The sequence below is a fragment of the Vandammella animalimorsus genome (assembly GCF_002288875.1).
GTDB lineage: Bacteria > Pseudomonadota > Gammaproteobacteria > Burkholderiales > Burkholderiaceae_C > Lampropedia > Lampropedia animalimorsus.
In genome coordinates this window covers 158,292-177,045 of sequence record NZ_NTBH01000003.1, presented here as the reverse complement: position 1 = coordinate 177,045, position 18,754 = coordinate 158,292, and the positions used below count along the sequence as shown (strand labels likewise).

General features: G+C 66.6%; 14 protein-coding genes. 7 read left to right on the top strand and 7 right to left on the bottom strand.

Going from position 1 to position 18,754, the window contains the following annotated elements; genetic code table 11:
• Positions 1-85: 85 nt before the first annotated feature.
• Positions 86-2,929 (top strand): bifunctional [glutamate--ammonia ligase]-adenylyl-L-tyrosine phosphorylase/[glutamate--ammonia-ligase] adenylyltransferase, encoded by a 2,844-nt coding sequence (gene glnE, locus CLI93_RS06325; RefSeq protein ID WP_095995901.1) that lies wholly within the window; start codon positions 86-88, stop codon positions 2,927-2,929.
• Between the two features lie 109 nt (positions 2,930-3,038).
• On the opposite strand, the gene CLI93_RS06320 is transcribed toward glnE, so the two are convergent.
• Entirely contained in the window at positions 3,039-3,965 is a 927-nt protein-coding gene (locus CLI93_RS06320; RefSeq protein ID WP_095542099.1) for a Tim44 domain-containing protein, read from the bottom strand.
• A gap of 293 nt (positions 3,966-4,258) precedes the next feature.
• Here CLI93_RS06320 and CLI93_RS06315 point away from each other — a divergent pair, with 293 nt between their 5' ends.
• Positions 4,259-5,347 (top strand): tetratricopeptide repeat protein, encoded by a 1,089-nt coding sequence (locus CLI93_RS06315; protein WP_143326366.1) that lies wholly within the window; start codon positions 4,259-4,261, stop codon positions 5,345-5,347.
• A 194-nt stretch (positions 5,348-5,541) separates the two neighbouring features.
• Positions 5,542-6,966, top strand: coding sequence for a DEAD/DEAH box helicase (locus CLI93_RS06310; RefSeq protein ID WP_095542097.1), 1,425 nt, complete (start codon positions 5,542-5,544; stop codon positions 6,964-6,966).
• 181 nt (positions 6,967-7,147) lie between these two features.
• Here the strand turns inward: CLI93_RS06310 and CLI93_RS06305 are convergent, their stop codons facing one another.
• A complete protein-coding gene (locus tag CLI93_RS06305; RefSeq protein WP_095542096.1) occupies positions 7,148-7,816 on the bottom strand; it encodes a thiol:disulfide interchange protein DsbA/DsbL in 669 nt (222 codons plus the stop codon).
• Between the two features lie 281 nt (positions 7,817-8,097).
• On the opposite strand from CLI93_RS06305, the gene CLI93_RS06300 reads away from it, so the two are divergent.
• Positions 8,098-9,522: an FAD-binding oxidoreductase gene (locus tag CLI93_RS06300; RefSeq protein ID WP_095542095.1), complete on the top strand. Its 1,425-nt coding sequence runs from the start codon at positions 8,098-8,100 to the stop codon at positions 9,520-9,522.
• A 35-nt stretch (positions 9,523-9,557) separates the two neighbouring features.
• Entirely contained in the window at positions 9,558-10,361 is an 804-nt protein-coding gene (locus CLI93_RS06295; RefSeq protein WP_095542176.1) for an HAD family hydrolase, read from the top strand.
• Positions 10,362-10,384: 23 nt separating this feature from the next.
• On the opposite strand, the gene dapB is transcribed toward CLI93_RS06295, so the two are convergent.
• Positions 10,385-11,200: a 4-hydroxy-tetrahydrodipicolinate reductase gene (gene dapB / locus CLI93_RS06290; RefSeq protein ID WP_095542094.1), complete on the bottom strand. Its 816-nt coding sequence runs from the start codon at positions 11,198-11,200 to the stop codon at positions 10,385-10,387.
• A gap of 87 nt (positions 11,201-11,287) precedes the next feature.
• A complete protein-coding gene (locus tag CLI93_RS06285; protein ID WP_172424248.1) occupies positions 11,288-11,884 on the bottom strand; it encodes an outer membrane protein assembly factor BamE in 597 nt (198 codons plus the stop codon).
• A 330-nt stretch (positions 11,885-12,214) separates the two neighbouring features.
• On the opposite strand from CLI93_RS06285, the gene fur reads away from it, so the two are divergent.
• Positions 12,215-12,640 carry a ferric iron uptake transcriptional regulator gene (fur, locus tag CLI93_RS06280; protein WP_095540029.1) on the top strand — a complete coding sequence of 142 codons (426 nt, stop codon included), beginning with the start codon at positions 12,215-12,217 and terminating at the stop codon, positions 12,638-12,640.
• 136 nt (positions 12,641-12,776) lie between these two features.
• On the opposite strand, the gene CLI93_RS06275 is transcribed toward fur, so the two are convergent.
• From CLI93_RS06275 to CLI93_RS06265, 3 genes are read right to left on the bottom strand one after another with little or no spacing between them, the layout of a single operon-like run.
• Positions 12,777-13,580 carry a hypothetical protein gene (locus CLI93_RS06275; RefSeq protein WP_143326365.1) on the bottom strand — a complete coding sequence of 268 codons (804 nt, stop codon included), beginning with the start codon at positions 13,578-13,580 and terminating at the stop codon, positions 12,777-12,779.
• Positions 13,581-13,584: 4 nt separating this feature from the next.
• Entirely contained in the window at positions 13,585-14,583 is a 999-nt protein-coding gene (locus CLI93_RS06270) for a biotin--[acetyl-CoA-carboxylase] ligase (RefSeq protein ID WP_238945774.1), read from the bottom strand.
• Positions 14,580-15,209 (bottom strand): SET domain-containing protein, encoded by a 630-nt coding sequence (locus CLI93_RS06265; protein WP_095542092.1) that lies wholly within the window; start codon positions 15,207-15,209, stop codon positions 14,580-14,582. The genes CLI93_RS06270 and CLI93_RS06265 overlap by 4 nt, the downstream gene beginning before the upstream one ends.
• 340 nt (positions 15,210-15,549) lie before the next feature.
• Here CLI93_RS06265 and CLI93_RS06260 point away from each other — a divergent pair, with 340 nt between their 5' ends.
• On the top strand, positions 15,550-18,522 hold the full coding sequence (locus CLI93_RS06260) for a DNA topoisomerase III (protein ID WP_095995900.1): 2,973 nt from the start codon (positions 15,550-15,552) through the stop codon (positions 18,520-18,522).
• Positions 18,523-18,754 lie beyond the last annotated feature (232 nt).

The window sequence follows — 18,754 nt, the reverse complement described above, 5'->3', positions numbered from 1 at the left end:
AGGTCCTGGGCGCGCCAGTGCACCAGTGCGTCGGTGCGCTGGCCGACAATACGGACCATCTTCCGCACCCATCTGCACGATCGCCATGAATCTCTGCACCACGCCGCCGCCCAACCCCAGCAGCCCCGCCTGGCAAGGCCTGCCCGGCGGGGCGGGCCATTCGCGCTTCGTGCAACGCATCCGGCGCCGCTACGCGCAGGAGCTGCCCTGCCTGCCGCCGGGCCAGGTCACGCGTGCGGGCATGCAGCAGGCCCTGCAGGCGCTGCTGCACACTCAGCCGCTGGGCGCGGCGCTGCGCATCCTGCGCCAGTTGGCGCTGCTGCGGCTGGTCGAGCGCGATGTGGAGCAGGCCGCTCCGATGCAGGAGATCACCCAGGCCATGACGGAGCTGGCCGAGCTGGCGCTGGACCAAGCCTTCGGCCACGCCCAAGCGCAGCTGCAGCAGCGCCACGGCCAGCCGCTGGACGCTCAGGGCCAGGCAGTGCAGTTCTGGATCGTGGGCATGGGCAAGCTGGGCGCGCGCGAGCTCAACGTCTCCAGCGACATCGACCTGATCTACGTGTACGAGCGCGATGGCGAGACCAGCGGCGACGCAGCCGGGCGCGGCGTCATCAGCAACCACGAGTACTTCAGCCGGCTGGCGCGCCAGCTGCAAACCCTGGTGGGCGAGACCACCGAGCACGGCCTGGTTTTTCGCATGGATCTGGCGTTGCGCCCGCACGGCAAGTCCGGCCCGCCGGTGAGTTCGCTGCCTGCGCTGCACCAGTACTTCCTGACCCACGGCCGCGAATGGGAGCGCTTTGCCTGGCTCAAAAGCCGCGTCGTCGCGCCTGCGGCGGCCGTGCGCTCGCCCAACGTGCGCAAGCTGCGCGAGGCGGTACTGCCGTTCGTGTTCCGCCGCTACCTGGACTATCCGGTGTTCGATGCCTTGCGCGAGCTGCATTGCCAGATCCGCGAACATGCCAATGCGCGCTGCGCAGGCCGCCCCGAGCGCGCCAATGATGTCAAGATCGCGCGCGGCGGCATCCGCGAGATCGAATTCACCGTACAGCTGCTGCAAGTGGTGCGCGGCGGCAGCTTCCCCGAGCTGCGCTGCCGCCCTACGCTGGAGGCATTGCATCGCCTCAGCCGCGCCGAGCTGATGGCGCCACAGACAGCCCAGCGGCTGCACGATGCCTACGTATTCCTGCGCCAGAGCGAGCACCGCATCCAGTACCTGGACGATCAGCAGACCCATGTACTGCCCACCGATGCAGTGGATCTGCAATGGATTGCCCACAGCATGGGCTTTGAGGGCAGCGACAGCTACCTGCAAGCGCTGGCCGCGCACCGCGAGTGCGTGGCGCAGGAGTTCGAGGCGCTTCTGGGCACGAACAAAAAGTCGCGCCGGCGGCTCGGCCCTGCGGGCAACGCGCAGGCCAAGCCCGCCCCCGATGCCGCCAACGACCCGCCGCCGCTGCATGGCAGCCAGGCCAACGCCGCGCCCAGCTCCTGGCCCCAGCTGCTGCGCCAGCTGCCCCCAGCCATGGCAGAGCACCTCGCATCCTGGCCAGAGCTGCCGCGCTTTGAGGCGCTGCGCCATGGCTCCATGACCCGGGTGCTGGCACTGCTGCACGCCACCGGCGAACAATTGGCCAGCGGCGCCATCACGCAGGATGCGGCGCTGCGCTTTTGCGACTGGATGGAGTCGCTGCTCGGGCGCGACAGCTACTTTGCGCTGCTGATGGAATGCCCCGGCATCCACAACCGCCTGCTGCAGCTGCTGGGCTCGACCAAATGGCCATTGCGCTACATGCTGCGCCACCCTGGCGTGGTCGATGAGCTGGCCAGCGGCACCATGCTCAGCGAACGCTTCGACGCAGACTACTTCGCCAAAGAGCTGCAATGGCGCCACGATGCGCTGCGCAGCACGGGCGAGGACGACGACGAGGCCCTGATGGACGTGCTGCGCCGTGGCATGCACGCCGAAACCTTCCGCACCCTGGCGCGCGACGTGGAGCAGCGCATCTCGGTCGAGGCCGTGGCCGACGATCTCAGCGCGCTGGCCGACACCATCTTGCAAGTCACCACCGACTGGTGCTGGCAGCGGCTGCGCAAAAAGCACCGCGACACGCCGCAATTTGCCATCATCGGCTACGGCAAGCTCGGCGGCAAAGAGCTGGGCTACGGCAGCGACCTGGACATCGTCTTCGTCTACGACGACGAGCACGAGGACGCCCCGCTGGTCTACGCCAACCTGGTGCGCAAGCTCATCGCCTGGCTCAGCAGCAAGACCGCCGAAGGCGACCTCTACGCCATCGACACCGCGCTGCGCCCCAACGGCAACTCCGGCCTGCTGGTCACCAGCTTCAAAGCCTATGCCGACTACCAGCAGCAGCGCGGCAGCAACACCGCCTGGACCTGGGAGCACCAGGCCATGACGCGCGCGCGCTTCGTGCTCGGCTCGCCCGCGCTGCGCGCGCGCTTTGACGAAGTGCGCCGCGCCGTCATCCAGGCCCCGCGCGAGCACGCCGCGCTGCGCGCGCAAATCCTGGCCATGCGCGAGAAAATGCGCCAGGCCCACCCCATCGCCAGCGACTGCTTCGACCTCAAGCACAGCCCCGGCGGCATGATCGACATCGAATTCGCCACCCAGTACCTGGTGCTGGCGCATTCCGGCCAGCACCCCGAGCTGGTGCGCAATGCCGGCAACATCGCCCTGCTGCAAATTGCCCAGGAGCAAGGCCTGCTGCCCGCCCCCATGGGCCAGGCCGCAGCCGATGCCTACCGCACCATGCGGCGCAGCCAGCACATAGCCCGTCTCAACGAAGAACACGGCCACATGCCGCTGCCGCAGGCCCAGGCCATGCAGCAGGTCGGCCTGGCGCTGTGGCAGCATCTGTTCGGCTCAGACGAGCAAGCACAGGCGCAGGCCACGCGCCTGCATTAGAGCGTGTTATGCACTTTGCGCCCGGTGGGCAAAAAGAACGCGGCCATGGGTTTTGCCCATGGCCGCGTTCTTCGTTCTTATTTGAACTGGCTAGCTGCCAGTCGGTGCCTTATTGCAGAGCCTGCAGGCCAGCGACCAGCCAGCCCGAGCCGCCGTTCTTGGGCTTGGTCATGTTCCAGACCTCACGGAACGGATTCGGGCCTGCGGCCGCATCCTCGCGGATCATGCCGGAGAACTCGACGCTGGCCATGTAGACATCGTCCAGCTCTTCAATGCCCAGCAGCTGGGCGTCGAGGGTGATGACCTCGGTGTGGTTGGGCTTGCCACCGCTGTTGGCATCGCGCTCGGCCAGTTGCTGGCGGATCTCGGCCAGCATCTCGTCGGTCATCATGGCGCGCAGCGCCAGCAGGTCGCTGTCGTCCCAGGCCTTTTGCAGGCTGACGAAATTGCGCTTGGCCGCGCTCAGAAAGCCCTCGGTGTCAAAACCTTGCGGAATGCCCCAGGTCTGCGAGCCGGCCAGCGCCGAGCCGATCATCGAGCCGCCTTGCTCAAACGGGCGGGCCGAGGCGTCGTTGCCGACGTTGCGCGGGTTGTAGGGCTGGGCGCTGCGCTGGCTGGCATTGCCGGCCATGCCGGCAAACGGGTTGCCGCCGGCGGCCGCGCCCTGCATGGCTGGGCGGTTGCGCGAACGCATGATGGCGCCGATCACAGCCATGGCCAGCAGGCCCAGCAGCAGCAACATCAGCACCGTGCCGAATTCCTCACCCAGGCCCAGGGCGCTGGCCAGCCAGGCCAGACCCAGGCCAGCGGCCAGACCGCCAAGCAAGCCCATCATGGGGCTGCGCGGGCGCGCCTGGGCATTGGCTGCAGCGCCACGCTGCGCCGCTGGCGGCGTGGTGGCCTGGCGCTGCGTCACATTGCTGGATTGGCGCCCGATGGAGCTGCCGCCGCCCATGCGGCGCGCTTCGGCATCGGCGTGCACCAGCATCAGCAGGGCGAGAAAAAAGGCTGCCAGCACGGAGCCGAGCTTTTTCATCGTCAAGGTCATTGTTTCTCCTGAATCATTGAATGGCAGGCGCATGGCCGCCGTTGGGATTTACCTGGGCGCGATTCTTCCAAATTGCGAATACCCTTTCCCGTTTTCGGTTTCCTGCCGCAGTGGGAGCGCTGCATCCATTGAACGAAAAGCGAACGCTTGGATGCCTACGGCCCTTGCCAAGCCCCTGCCAGCGCAGCAGCGCATCAAACGCGCCATGGCGATAATGCCCCGGCATCTGCGGCCTTGGGCCGCTGCCGACCTGGCTTGGGCCAACACAAAGGAGCTTCCACATGCCGCATTCCCCTCTTCACCCAGCGCCTGGTCTGCAACACACGCTGACCAGGGCATGGCCCCAGGTATTGACCCGAGCATTGGCCACAGGGGCATTGCTGGGCGCTGCCAGCTGGGCCATGGCCCAGAGCCCGACCAGCGCGGCCAGCGCGGAGCAGCTGTGCGACACCACCGCCTCGCCACTGGACCCGCAGCGCCCGCCCGAGGTCAAGCCCCGGACGTTCACAGCCGGGCGGGAACTGCAGGACACGATCGCCGCCTGCCTCAAGGCCATCGAAAAGCACCCGAAGCAGGCGCGCTATGCCTACCAGCTGGGCAATGCCTACTTCCTGCAATTGCAGGAGTACGAGCTGCAAAACCTGTTCAACCACAAAGGCCAGGGCGCATCGCGCCGTGACATGGCCAAGGCATGGCAGCTCAAGGCCCTGGCCAGCGGCGCGCGCCAGCAATACCGCCGCGCCGCCGATGCGGGCTATCTGGCCGGGCACTACGGACTGGCGCTCATGCAGCTCCACGAGCTGCAGCCAGTGCCATGGCCTGCCCTGCAGGAGCACCACCAGGCCCTGCAGGCCAAGGCCCCGGCGCTGGCCCATGTGCTGCAGGGCCGCTGGCACAGCCACCAATTCCTGGAGGCGCATGACAAACCGCAAGCCCAGGAGCACCTGGCCCAGTCCCGCCAGCATTACCAGCAGGCCATCGACCTGGGCCTGCCCCAGGCTTTGCTGGCCCTGGCCAGCAGCTACCAGCAGCCCAACAAGGGCCAGGATGGCGAAAAATACCTGCAGACATTGGCCAAGGCTGCGCAGCTGGACATTGGCATGGCCCGCAGCCTATATGCCCGTGCGCTGTACCGGCTGGGCCGCAATGAGGAGGCCGACGCCCTGCTGGCCGATCTGGAGCAGGCCGCAGCCACCGATGCCGATGCCCGTGTGGAAATGCACTATCTGCAGGCGCAGCGCCTGATCAATGGCCACAGTGGCGTGCGCGTGAACATACCGCAGGCCATGGAGTTGCTCAAGCAGGCCGCACAAGCGGGGCATGTGCTGGCCAGGCACGAGTTGCTGGACCTGCACGGGCGCTGGCAGTGAGATCCCCCTGGCTGGGGCAGGCACGCACACGCCACCAGCGCACGCTGGGCCATGGGATAAGCCCACGGATGGATCTCTGAAAGGCTGCTGCAAAGGCCTCTGGATTCGCGCAGACCTGCCCTGGCAGGCAGTTGGCCGATAATTGGCCGTTTCGATTGCAGCGCGGCCTGCCACCGCGCCCTGACACTGCACCCATGAGCAAACCTTTTTCCACCCTGATGCTGGCCGAGCCGATTCAGCGCGCCATCGCGCAGATGGGCTACCAGGACATGACGCCGATCCAGGAGCAGGCCATCCCCGTGGTGCTGGCCGGCCAGGACGTCATGGGCGCGGCGCAGACCGGCACCGGCAAAACCGCCGCCTTTTCGCTGCCGCTGCTGCAGCGCATGCTGCGGCATGAGAACAGCTCGGCCTCGCCCGCGCGCCACCCGACCCGGGCGCTGGTGCTTCTGCCCACGCGCGAGCTGGCCGACCAGGTGGCCAGCCAGATCGCCCAGTTTGCCCAGCACACCCAGCTGCGCAGCGCCGTGGTCTTCGGCGGCATGGACATGAAGCCCCAGGTGGCCGAGCTGAAAAAAGGCGTGGAAATCCTCGTGGCCACCCCCGGGCGCCTGCTGGACCATCTGGAGGCGCGCTCGGTCTCGCTGGGCCAGGTCGAGTACGTGGTGCTCGACGAGGCCGACCGCATGCTGGACATCGGCTTTCTGCCCGATCTGCAGCGCATCCTCTCGCACCTGCCGGCCAAGCGCACCACCTTGCTCTTCTCGGCCACTTTCTCACCAGAAATCAAACGCCTGGCCGAGAGCTACCTGCAAAACCCGGTGCTGATTGAGGTCGCGCGCCCCAATGCCACGGCTTCGAGCATCGAACAGCAATTCTTCCACCTGGCCGAAGCCGACAAACGCCGCGCACTGCTGCACCTGTTCCGTGAGAACGGCAAGCAGCAGGCCTTCGTGTTCGTCAACAGCCGCCTGGGCTGCGCCCGCCTGGCGCGCGCGCTGGAGCGAGACGGCGTGCGCACCGCCGCCCTGCATGGCGACAAGAGCCAGGACGAGCGCCTCAAGGCGCTGGACGCCTTCAAGGCCGGCGAGGTCGATCTGCTGGTTTGCACCGACGTGGCCGCACGCGGGTTGGACATCAAGAACGTGCCGGCGGTGTTCAACTTCGACGTGCCCTTCCACGCCGAGGACTACGTGCACCGCATCGGCCGCACGGGCCGCGGCGGCGCCTCGGGCCTGGCCATGACGCTGGTCACGCCCGAGCAGGATCGCCAGCTGGCCGAGATCGGCAAGCTCATCGGCAAGAAAATCAGCGCCGAGCCGCTGCCGCTGCCGCGCGGCATGGAGCGCAGCGAACGGCGCAACCGCCGCGACGAAGCGCTGGAGCGCCGCAGCGCGCGCGAAGCCCGTGAGGACCGCCCGGCCCGCCACGGCAGCAGGCCCGCCGCGCCGCAGGACCCGCTGTTCGACACGCCCTATCTGCCGCCCGAAGGCGATGCGCGCCCAGCCTGGGAGCCCAGCGCCAAGCCCGCTGGCGGCCATCGCCGCTCGGCCAACATCAAGCCCAAGGCCAAGGTCGCCGCGCTGCTCAGAGCCAGCCCGCAAAGTTCTCGTGAATAGCAATCGCCGCCGCCCATCCGATGCTCAGTCAGATCAGCGCGGCGCGAGGACTTCCATCAAAAGACAAACCCTCAGGGCCACGAAGCACCAAGAGCCTGTGCGCGATCTCCATGAAGGCGATTGCGCACAGGCTCTTGGCATTGGCGGCGGCCAGATTCGGCAGCCGCTTTTTTGTCGGGCATCAGCCCATCTGCTTGCGCTCCTGCTCAACCAGATAGTCGACCACTTCCAGCGCGCGCGGCAGGCTGCTGGACATGGTGCCATCGGTGTAGTACTTGCCAGCCACGCCCAGCGAGGGCACACCTTGCACGCCAAAGTCGTTTTGCAGCTGCGTGGCGCGGCGCACGGCGCTGGCCACCGAGAAGGAGCCGTAGAGCTTCTTGAACTCCTCCAGATCGACGCCCGATTGCGCTTTGACCCATTCAAACACGGCCTCATCGGAAGTCAGGCGGCGGCGTTCGTTCTGGATGGCGCCAAACACCGCCACGTGCAGCTTGTCCAGCAGCTTCATGCCCTCCAGGGCGTAGAACAGCTTTTGCTGCGGCACGAAGTTACCGTTTTGCTGGAAGGCAATGGGTACGCGGCGCACCAATACGTGCTCGGGCTGGGCCTTGACCCAGTTGGCGAACATGGGCTCGAAGGTGAAGCAGTGCGGGCAGGAATACCAGAAGAACTCCAGCACTTCCACCTTGCCCGGGGGGGTGTCCAGATTCACCGGCGTGCCCAGCTTCACGTAGTCCTTGCCCTCCTGGGGCGGCGTCTTGGCCTGCTGCGCCCAGGCAGGCAGGCTGCCCAGCGCGCCGGCTGTGCCCAGCAGTGCGGTGGTCAGGGAAAAATCACGGCGATTCATGGACACCTTGTGGCTCCTCATTCAATGGACAAATCAAAACGGGGTGGGATCGACCGCCCTTGATAGGGCGGCATGGGGATGCATCAATCAGCGATGCCTGTGAATCAGACCGCGCAGCGAAAGTTCCCACAGGCGTCCCAAGCGGCGCGCCATTGTCCCACCAAATGCCATCATCGCCCTGGCAACGGGCGAAGGCTGATTTACCATCGCGCCCTCGCGACCCAGAGCGGCCGCACTGTCCACAAGACGACGTTCCCCCGCCAGCGCATGCCCCTACGCCCATGAACAGCAACCTGACACCCCATCACGACACCCCGGCCGCGCGCAATGTCAGCGCCGCTTTGCTCGATGCCCTGCGCCAGCGCTTTGGCGAGCAATTGAGCACGGCCAGCGCCGTGCGCGAACAGCACGGCCGTGACGAAGGCTCGATCCAGGCGCCGCCGCCCGATGCGGTGGTGTTCGCACAAAGCCGCCAGGACGTGGCCGATGCCGTGCGTCTGGCCCATGCGCACGACACGCCCGTGATCGCCTATGGCGCAGGCTCTTCGCTGGAAGGCCATTTGCTGGCCGTGCAGGGCGGCATCAGTATCGATGTGAGCCGCATGAACCAGATCGTCTCGATCGACGCCGAGGACCTGACCGTCACCGTGCAGCCAGGCATCACACGCAAGCAGCTCAACGAGGCCATCAAGCACACCGGGCTGTTCTTCCCGATCGACCCCGGCGCCGACGCCAGCATCGGCGGCATGGCCGCCACGCGCGCCTCGGGCACGAATGCGGTGCGTTACGGCACGCTGCGCGAAAACGTGCTGGCGCTGGAGGTGGTGCTGGCCAACGGCGAGATCATCCGCACCGGCACGCGCGCCAAGAAGTCCAGCGCCGGATACGACCTCACGCGGCTGTTCGTCGGCAGCGAAGGCACGCTGGGCATCTTCACCGAGGTCACGCTCAAGCTCTACCCACTGCCCGAGGCGGTCTCCGCCGCCATCTGCTCCTTCCCGGGCATCGAGCAGGCCGTGCGCACCGTCATCAGCACCATCCAGCTGGGCGTGCCGATCGCGCGCGTGGAGCTGCTCGACGGCCCTACCGTGGCCCTGGTCAACCAGCACAGCAAGCTGACATTGCGCGAAGAGCCCATGCTGTTGATGGAATTCCACGGCTCGCCCGGCAGCGTGCAGGAGCAGGCGCAGACGGTGCAGGAGATCGCTCAGGAATATGGCGGCCAGGCCTTCGAATGGGCCAACACGCCCGAAGAACGCACCCGGCTGTGGACTGCGCGGCACAACGCCTATTTCGCAGGCGTGCAATCGCGCCCTGGCTGCCGCGTCATCACCACCGATGCCTGCGTGCCCATCAGTCGCCTGGCCGATTGCCTGCTGGCCTCCGTGCAAGAGGCCCAGGAATCGGGCATGCGCTACTTCCTGGTCGGCCACGTGGGCGATGGCAACTTCCACTTCGGCTACCTGATCGACCCCAACGACCCCGAGGAGCGCGCCCGTGGCGAAGCCCTGAACCACAAGCTGGTGGCGCGCGCCCTGTCCATGGATGGCACCTGCACCGGCGAGCACGGCATTGGCATCCACAAGATGGACTTTCTGAGCGAGGAGACTGGCGCCGGCGCCGTGGCCGTGATGCGCAGCATCAAGCAGGCACTGGATCCGAAGAACATCCTCAACCCCGGCAAGATCTTCCCATGGCAAGCGTGATGCAAGGCGACCCAACAACGGCTGGCGCAGCCGCCATGCGCCCGCTGGCCGATTGGCCGCAACCGGCGCGCCACGGCATTCGCGGCGTCATGACCGACATCGACGACACGCTCACCGCCGATGGCCACATCGTGCCCGCCGCGCTGCACGCCCTGCATGCGCTGCACGCCCACGGCTACCGCCTCATCGCGATCACCGGCCGGCCCGCCGGCTGGTGCGAGCCTTACGCGGCGCACTGGCCAGTGGATGCCATCGTGGCCGAGAACGGCGCCATGGCCTTCGTGCGTCAGGCCGGCGATGCCCCGCCCGCGCGCCTTTACCAGCAGCCACAGGCACAGCGCGAGGCCAACTACCAGAAGATGCAGACCGTGGCCCAGCACATCCTGCAGCAGGTGCCGCGCGCGCGGCTGGCCAGCGACTCAGCCGGGCGCGAGTGCGACATCGCCATCGACCACAGCGAGCATCACCAGCTTGATGCGGCCGAAATCGCCCAAGTCGTGGCCTGCATGCGCCAGGCCGGCATGCAGGCCACGGTCAGCTCCATCCACATCAATGGCTGGTATGGCGAGCACAACAAGTGGCAAGGGGCCAACTGGATCGTGCACACGCTGCTGCAGCGCAGCCTGCAAGACGAACTCGATCAATGGGTCTACGTGGGCGACTCCACCAATGATGAGCGCATGTTCGAGCACTTCAAGCACTCCGTGGGCGTGGCCAACATCGCCCGCTTTGCCCCGCAGCTCAAGCATTTGCCGCAGTACGTGGCCGAGCGCGAGCGCGGCGCCGGCTTTGCGGAAATGGCGCAGGCCCTGCTGGATGCAGCGCCGCAGCGCGTCTGATGATCTGCGCTGATCGCCTGCGCTCAGCGCAGACCTAGCACGTCGAACATGTCGAACAAGCCCGTCTGCCGTGTGGCCAGGAACTCGGCCGCCCGCAGGCTGCCTTGTGCATAGCCGGCGCGGCTGGTGGCGCGGTGGCTGATCTCGATGCGCTCGCCCGTGCCGGCAAACAGCACCGTGTGCTCGCCCACGATGTCGCCGCCGCGCACCGTGGCAAAGCCGATGCTGGACGGATCGCGCTCGCCGGTGTGGCCCTCGCGCGCATAGACGGCGCAATCGGCCAGCTCGCGCCCCAGCGCCTGGGCCACGACCTCGCCCATCTTCAGCGCCGTGCCGCTGGGAGCATCGACCTTGTGGCGGTGGTGCGCCTCAATGATCTCGATGTCGTAGCCCGTGGCCAGCGCCCTGGCGGCCATCTCCAGCAGCTTGAAGGTCACGTTCACGCCCACGCTCATGTTGGGCGAGAACACCATCGCATGGCGGCTGGCGTACTGCGCCAGCTGGGCCTTCTGCGCCGCATCGAAGCCCGTGGTGCCGATCACCGTTTTGACACCACGGGCATCGCATTCGGCCAGGTGCGTCAGCGTGCCCTCTGGACGGGTGAAATCGATCAGCACATCAGCGCCCTGCAGGCCCTCGGCCACGCTGTCGGTGATGCGCACGCCGGTGGCATGGCCTGCAAAGGCGCCTGCATCTTGGCCGATGCCAGCGCTGCCCGGGCGATCGAATGCGCCGCTGAGGCGGTGCCGCCCATCGCGCACGATGGCATCAATCAGCATCTGGCCCATGCGCCCACCGGCGCCGGCAACGGCAATGTGAAGAGCTTGTTCAGCAAACATTGAAAAGTCGGGACAGCAAAGAGGAATGAAAGCGGCCTGCCAAAGGCAGGCCAGGGTCAGCAGGCGCCTTTTGCCTCTGTTCTCTGTTTATTGCTCCAGGGCGGGGTAGCTGCCGCGCGGCCGGGGTTGCGGCTTCGCATCGCCAGCGCCTTGTGCTCCATCGTCGGCGCTTTGCGCCGCATCGGCCTGCTCAGCGGCTGCCGGGCGCTTGGGGGCATAGCGTTCGAGTTGCTCGGGCGTTGCCTCCAGCTTGGGCACGCGCGGCTTGCGGTTGCCCTGGGCCAGCATGGCAACAAACTCGTTCTCACTGGGCATCTCATCGCCCTCGACGCGCTCGAGCACAAAACCGCTGAAGAACACCGTCAGCTTTTTTTCCTCAAACGCCAGGCCCCGGCGCTTGATGCTGAACACGTAATCCCAGCGGTCGGCGTGGAACACACTGGCCAGCAATGGCGAGCCCAGAATGTCGCGCACCTGCTCGCGCGACATGCCCGGGCGCAGCGCCTGCACCTGCTCGCGTGAGACGAAGTTGCCCTGAACCACCTCGATGCGGTAGGGTGTGATCGCCTCCACCATGCGGTGGCTGGTGCGGTTGATGCTGCCGCAGCCGCCCAATGCCACGGCCATCAGCACACCCAGCAGCAGGGCGCGCAGCGGCAGCGGGAGGGGGGGACTTTGGTACATTGCTCGGGTCATCGCCGCGATAAAAAGTTATGATCGGCGCATTGTATAGCGGCAGTGCATGCAGCCAGATTGGGCCGCCTGGGAAGGCTCTGCACGAATCGCAGCGCCGTATGTCTCTGTGGATTCATACAGACCTTGCCCAGGGGTTGTTGAGATTAGTGTTGCGGCGGTGTTTTCGGTCAAAACTGCAGCAACAGCTGCGTTGAAAATGCCTTGCAGGGCATACGACCTTGCGCACATTTTCGCCTTGCATCTGCGGCTTTTGCCTCGAAAAAACCGCTTCGCAAACCCGGGCTCAACAACCGCTGCCCTCTTGAGGATGGACAAACCATGACCAACAACATCGAAGAACTCAAAAGCACAGGCCTCAAGGCCACCCTGCCACGCCTGAAGATTTTGGAGATCTTTCAAAAGGCCAAAGAGCGTCACATGACCGCTGAGGATGTATATCGGGTCTTGTTGGACGAACGCTCGGACATTGGCCTGGCCACGGTGTACCGCGTGCTGACCCAGTTCGAGCAGGCCGGCATTCTCGATCGCCGCAATTTCGAGAGTGGCAAGGCCGTCTATGAGCTCAATGAAGGCCAGCCGCACGACCACATGGTCTGCACCGCCACCGGCAAGGTGGAAGAGTTCTACGATGCCGAGATCGAAAAGCGTCTGAAGAAAATCGCCGCCGAACGTGGCTGGACCATCCACGACCATGCCATCACGGTCTATGGCCTCAGCCCCGCCGCAGGCCAAGGCCACAAATAAGGCCCAGCGCTCGCGGCGGCCCGTCGCCCGGCAGCGCAATCGGCCCACAATTGCCCATATGCCAACGGCTGGTGGATGTGACTCCACCAGCCGTTTTTTTCGTCCGCGTCATCAGCTGCGGCAGCTGCGCCGGCCATCAGCAGGGCTGCAGGCTGCGGCCGCCCATGTGACGTCCCATGTCGCGGCGCACAACTTCCCGGATGGCGTTGTAGTCCGGGAACTCGATGGTGTAGACCGTGGCCGGCTGGCGCTCGACCAGCACCTGCGTGCCGCCGATGCCGCGCTGCTCCAGATTGCGCTTTTGCTGCTCGGCGGCGCCCTCGGTGGAAAAACGCCCCAGCGAGAAGCCAGGCCCGGCAGAGGTGCTGCGCAGTCGCTCGTAAGAGACACCCTTGTTCTGCAGCTCACTGCGGCGCGCGCTGAGCACCAGCTCATCATTGACGCCGCCCCAGAACACCATCCAGCGCCCGCTTTGCGTGCTTTGCGTCAGCCGCCAATAACTTTGCGGCCAGCGCGCCAGCACGCCGCGCACAGGCTCAAGCTGCTCACTGCTGAACGGCCCCAGCGCCATGCATTGCTTGGGCGGCGGGGGCTCGGCTGGTTTGTCCTGAGGCCGCTCTGGTGGTTTTTCTGGCGGCTTTTCCTGGGCGGGCTCGGCGGGCGGCTCAGGGGTCTGCGCAGGAGCATCTGCCTGCGCTGCAGGCTCGGCAGCGGCGGGCTGCGGCTCAGCCTGGGCCACGGTCAGGGCCGGCGCCGGTTGAGGTTCAACGGCAGGCTTCTTCGGCGGCGGCGCCTGCAGCAACGCCACCGCATCGGCCCGGACTGTGGCGGCGGGCCCGGCGACGCCATCCTCTGCCACAGGCTTGGGCCGATGGAGTTGCGCCCAGCCAAAGTAGGTCAGGTTGGCCACAAGCAAAAAAACGATCAATGCGCGCAACATGGTCTCAGCGGCCAGCACAGGGCCGGCCCGGGGTGTCAGTGGGATTGGAAACGGGGGGCGCAGACAGGCCTTGAGCCTGTGCCGGCACGGGGCGCACGCTGACTTCGCCGCTGCCCACTTCGAGCACCTGGCCCTGGCAATCGAGCAGCAGTTCGCCGGTGGCGCTCACACCCAAGCAAGTGCCGCTGCGGCCATCGCTGAGCGCCACCTGCCGCCCGGCCAGCAAGTCCCAGGCGGCAAAGGCCTGCCAGAAAGCGCCAAAGCCCTGCTGGTTGAATTGCTGCACCGCCGCCAGCAGCGCCGGCAGCAGCTGGCACAGCAGCGCCGGGCCATGCGCAATCGGGCCCAGCCCAGGCAGCCATTGCGCCACGCCCACGGGGGGCACGGCGGCCTCTGGCACGGGCGGCGCCTGCAGATTCAGGCCGATGCCGATCACGGCGTAGCGCGCGCCAGGCACAGTCGTCGCGCCAGACGCAGCGCCGCCAGCCTGGGCGGCGGTTTCAATCAGAATGCCTGCCATCTTGCTACCCTGGCCAGCGGCATCGAGCAGCCAGACGTCGTTGGGCCACTTCAAGCCCAGGCGCAGTTGTGGCGCTGGCGGCGCGCCGTTTTGGCGCGCCCAATCGCTCAAGGCCGAGACCACGGCAATGCCCACGGCCAGCGACAGGCCCGACCAATCGCGCGGCGCCAACGGCAGGCCCAGGCTGAAGGTCAGCGCAGCGCCGGCCTGCGCCCCATCCTGCGGGGTGTGCCAGCGCTTGCCCATGCGACCGCGCCCAGCAGTTTGCTGCCCGGCCACCAGCACGCAAGGTGTGTGTTGGCCTTGCGCAGCGCGGCGCATCAGTTCGGAATTGGTGGAATCGATGCTGGGCAACCACTGCAGCTGCAGACCCGGCCAAGCGGCCTGGGCCACGTTGCGGGCATGGGCCAAGCTGCGGGCATCCCAGTCGCGCAATGCAACAGCTGGCGTGGCCGCGGCAGAGGCGGGGCTGCTCTGGCTCATGCGCTGGCCTCCGTGCTGCGGCGCTGCGGCTGCGGCTTGGGCTTTGCCTTTGCGCGCGGGCGGCGCGTCTTGAGCAGCGTGCCCCGGCACTGGGCGCTGCCGCACAGGCAGGCGTAGTCTTTCTTCAGCTCGGCCGTGAGCGGCTCGTCGATCTCCAACGCGTAGTCGTAGAACAGTTCCTGCCCGGCCTCGATGGGCACGATGGCGACGATGAACACCCGACCCTGCTCGTCCTCCTCGGTCTCGCAGTTGGGCTCGCAGGAGTGGTTGATCCAGCGCGCCGAGTTGCCCTGCACGCCGCCGTCGATGACCGGGCCTTGCTCGGTCTGGAAGTAAAAAGTGTGGCAGGGGTCGCCATCCTTGCGCGCATGGCGGCGCTGGGCTTCGCGCCAGCTGATGCGCTCGCCCTTGTATTCGAGGATGCGCTCGCCCGGCTCCAGATCGCGCAGCGCGTACACGCCCTTGCCATGAATGCCCGAGCGGCGCACCTGAGTTTTGCGCCCGCTGTGGCGGGGCGCGCCAGCGGCGGCCGCAGCACTGGCAGCGGCTGCAACGTCAGCACGGGCGCGGCGCGGCGCGCGCGCCTGTGGGGCATGGGGCGCCGGGCCTGGCGCGGATTGGGCCATGGTGCGTAAAAACTCTGTTACCGTATAAAAAAGATCGGGCGATGCAGCAGCATTGCCGGCTTGGCTGCCCGCCATGGGCGCTACGCCGCAGCCATTGCCCGCCGACTCCGACGCGCGATTGTAGAGGGGCTGGGCTGGTGCCAGCCAAGGCACAGATCCTAGGGGTTGTTGACATTGAGTGTCGTGGCGGTGTTTTCGGTCAAAAGCCGCTTCGCAGACCCCATCTCAACACCCGCCTAAGCTCCATGCCGCCATACTTATGCTGCATGCCGCGCTCGCCTCTCATGCGCGCCGTCGCCCTCTGACCCGCACTGCCTGCCCACCGATACCAAAGCCCCAGATGTCCAAGTCCCTGGTCATTGCCGAGAAACCTTCCGTCGCCCAAGACATCGTGCGCGCCCTCACCCCGGTGGCGGGCGCTTTTGCCAAGCACGAGGACTATTTCGAGAACGATCGCTACATCGTCACCAGCGCCGTGGGCCATCTGGTGGAAATCCAGGCGCCCGAGGAGTACGACGTCAAGCGCGGCAAGTGGAGCTTTGCCCACCTGCCGGTGATTCCGCCGCACTTTGACCTCAAGCCGGTGGAAAAGACCAAGGCGCGCCTGAACGCCGTCACCCGCCTGGCCAAGCGCGCCGACGTCACCGAGCTGATCAACGCCTGCGACGCGGGCCGCGAGGGCGAGCTGATCTTTCGCCTCATCGAGCAATACGCCGGCCCCGTCAAGGGCGGGCAGCGCCAAAGCCTGGGCAAGCCGGTGCAGCGCCTGTGGCTGCAATCGATGACGCCGCAGGCGATCCGCGAGGGCTTTCAGAACCTGCGCAGCGACGCGCAAATGCGCGGCCTGGCCGATGCGGCGCGCAGCCGCTCCGAGGCCGATTGGCTGGTGGGCATCAACGGCACGCGCGCCATGACGGCCTTCAACTCGCGCGATGGCGGCTTCTTCCTCACCACCGTGGGCCGGGTGCAAACGCCCACGCTGTCGCTGGTGGTCGAGCGCGAGGAGCAAATCCGCAAATTCATCAGCCGCGACTATTGGGAAATCCACGGCGACTTCGCCGCTCAGGCCGGGCACTACCTGGGCAAATGGTTCGACCCGCAATTCAAGAAAAGCGCCGACGAGCACGCCCGCGCCGACCGCCTGTGGGACGAAGCCCGCGCACGCGCCATCGCCGATGCCGTGCGCGGCCAAAGCGCCACGGTGCAGGAGCAAAGCAAGCCCACCACCCAGGCCAGCCCGCTGCTGTTTGACCTCACCAGCCTGCAACGCGAGGCCAACGGCAAGTTCGGCTTCTCGGCCAAGACCACGCTGGCGCTGGCCCAGGCCCTGTACGAGCGCCACAAGGCGCTGACCTACCCGCGTACCGACTCGCGCTACCTGCCGCAGGACTACCTGAACGTGGCGCGCGACACCTTCCAGGCGCTGGCCGGCAGTCGCCTCTCGCACCTGGCGCCGCACGCCGCGCATGCGCTGGAGCAAGGCTACGTCAAGCCCAGCCGCCGCATCTTTGACGACAGCAAGGTCAGCGACCACTTCGCCATCATCCCCACCACGCAGCCGCCCTCGGGCCTGTCCGAAGCCGAGCAGAAAATCTACGATCTGGTGGCGCGCCGCTTCATGGCCGTGTTCTACCCCAGCGCCGAATACCTGGTGACCACCCGCATCAGCACAGTGGCCACCCCCGCGCTGCCCGAGCCTGCGCAGCACTTCAAATCCGAAGGCCGCGTGCTGGTCAACCCCGGCTGGCTGGCCATCTACGGCAAAGAGGCCGACAGCGAGCTGGGCGCAGAAGGCAAAAAAGACGGCAAGGACGAAGGCAAAGGCGGCGAGAGCAAATCCCTCGTGCCCGTGCAACCGGGCGAGACCGTGCGCGTCGACGAAGCCGACATCAAAGCCCTCAAAACCAAGCCCCCCGCGCGCTACAGCGAAGCCACGCTGCTCTCGGCCATGGAAAGTGCGGGCAAGCAGGTCGAGGACGAAGAACTGCGCGCCGCCATGCAGGAAAAAGGCCTGGGCACGCCCGCCACGCGCGCGGCCATCATCGAAGGCCTGCTGACCGAGAAATACATGCTGCGCGAAGGGCGCGAACTCATCCCCACCGCCAAAGCCTTCCAGCTCATGACCCTGCTGCGCGGCCTGCAAGTGCAGGAACTCTCGCGCGCCGAACTCACCGGCGATTGGGAATACAAACTCAGCCAGATCGAAAAAGGCGAACTCTCGCGCGCCCAATTCATGGCCGACATCGCCGCCATGACCGAGCGCATCGTCAAAAAAGCCAAGGAATACGACCGCGACACCATCCCCGGCGACTACGCCACCCTCGCCGCGCCCTGCCCGCACTGCGGCGGCGTGGTCAAGGAAAACTACCGCCGCTTCGCCTGCACCGGCAAAGGCAATGGCGCAGGCGGCCAGGGCGAAGGCTGCGGCTTCTCCTTTGGCAAATCACCCGGCGGGCGCACCTTCGAGCTGGCCGAAGCCGAGCAACTGCTGCGCGAGCGCCGCATCGGCCCGCTGGAGGGCTTTCGCTCCAAGGCGGGCTGGCCCTTCACCGCCGAACTGGCCCTGGTGCCCGACACCGAGCGCAACACCCTCAAGCTGGAATTCGACTTCGGCAACGACGCCCAGGACGAAGCCGACGGCGAACTGGCCGACTTCAGCGGCCAGCAGCCCCTGGGCCCCTCGCCTGCCGACGCAGGCCAGGTCTATGAATGGGGCAACCAATACGTCAGCGAACTGGCCGTGCCCACGGCGCAAAACCCCAAGCCCAGCAGCCGCTTCAAAGTCGGCAAGATCATCCTGCAACAGCCCATCGAGCCCGAACAAATGCGCAAGCTGCTGCATGAGGGCCAAACCGACGTGCTGGACAAATTCATCTCCAACCGCACGCGCCGCCCCTTCAAAGCCCGCCTGGTGTGGGACGCCGCCGCCGGCAAAGTCGGCTTCGCCTTCGAGCCGCGCGAAGGCGGCAAGGGCGGCGGCGCAGCGGCCAAAACGGGCTTAAGAGCCGCCGCAAAAACCGCGACCAAGGCCGCCGCTGCAAAAACCACGGCCAAAAAAGCGGCAACCAAAACCCCGCGCAAAACCGCCGCAGGCAAGCCCCCCAGCCCTGCCCTGGCCGCCCTCATCGGCCCCGAGCCCGTCTCCCGCCCCGAGGCGCTGAAAAAACTCTGGGACTACATCAAGGCCCACAACCTGCAAGACCCGCAGGACAAGCGCACCATCGTCGCCGACGACAAACTGCGCGCCGTGCTCGGCCAGGACCGCATCGGCATGTTCGAGCTCACCGGCAAGCTGGGGCCGCATTTGGGTTGAAGCGCGCTGACACCGCAGCCATCAACCCGCCATGCAACGCCGCTGCCCGTGCTTGCCAACACCCAGGGATCCCGCTAAAGCACATCTTGCTGCACAGCCGCCACCGGCCCTTCGTGTGCGGACACTGCCGGAGCTCTGTGAGCATCACCCACAGCACGGCTTTTGAACTACTGCAGCAACTCTTGTGATCCCCGTGTATTTGGCCGCACTGGCGGTGGCGGCATTGACGGCT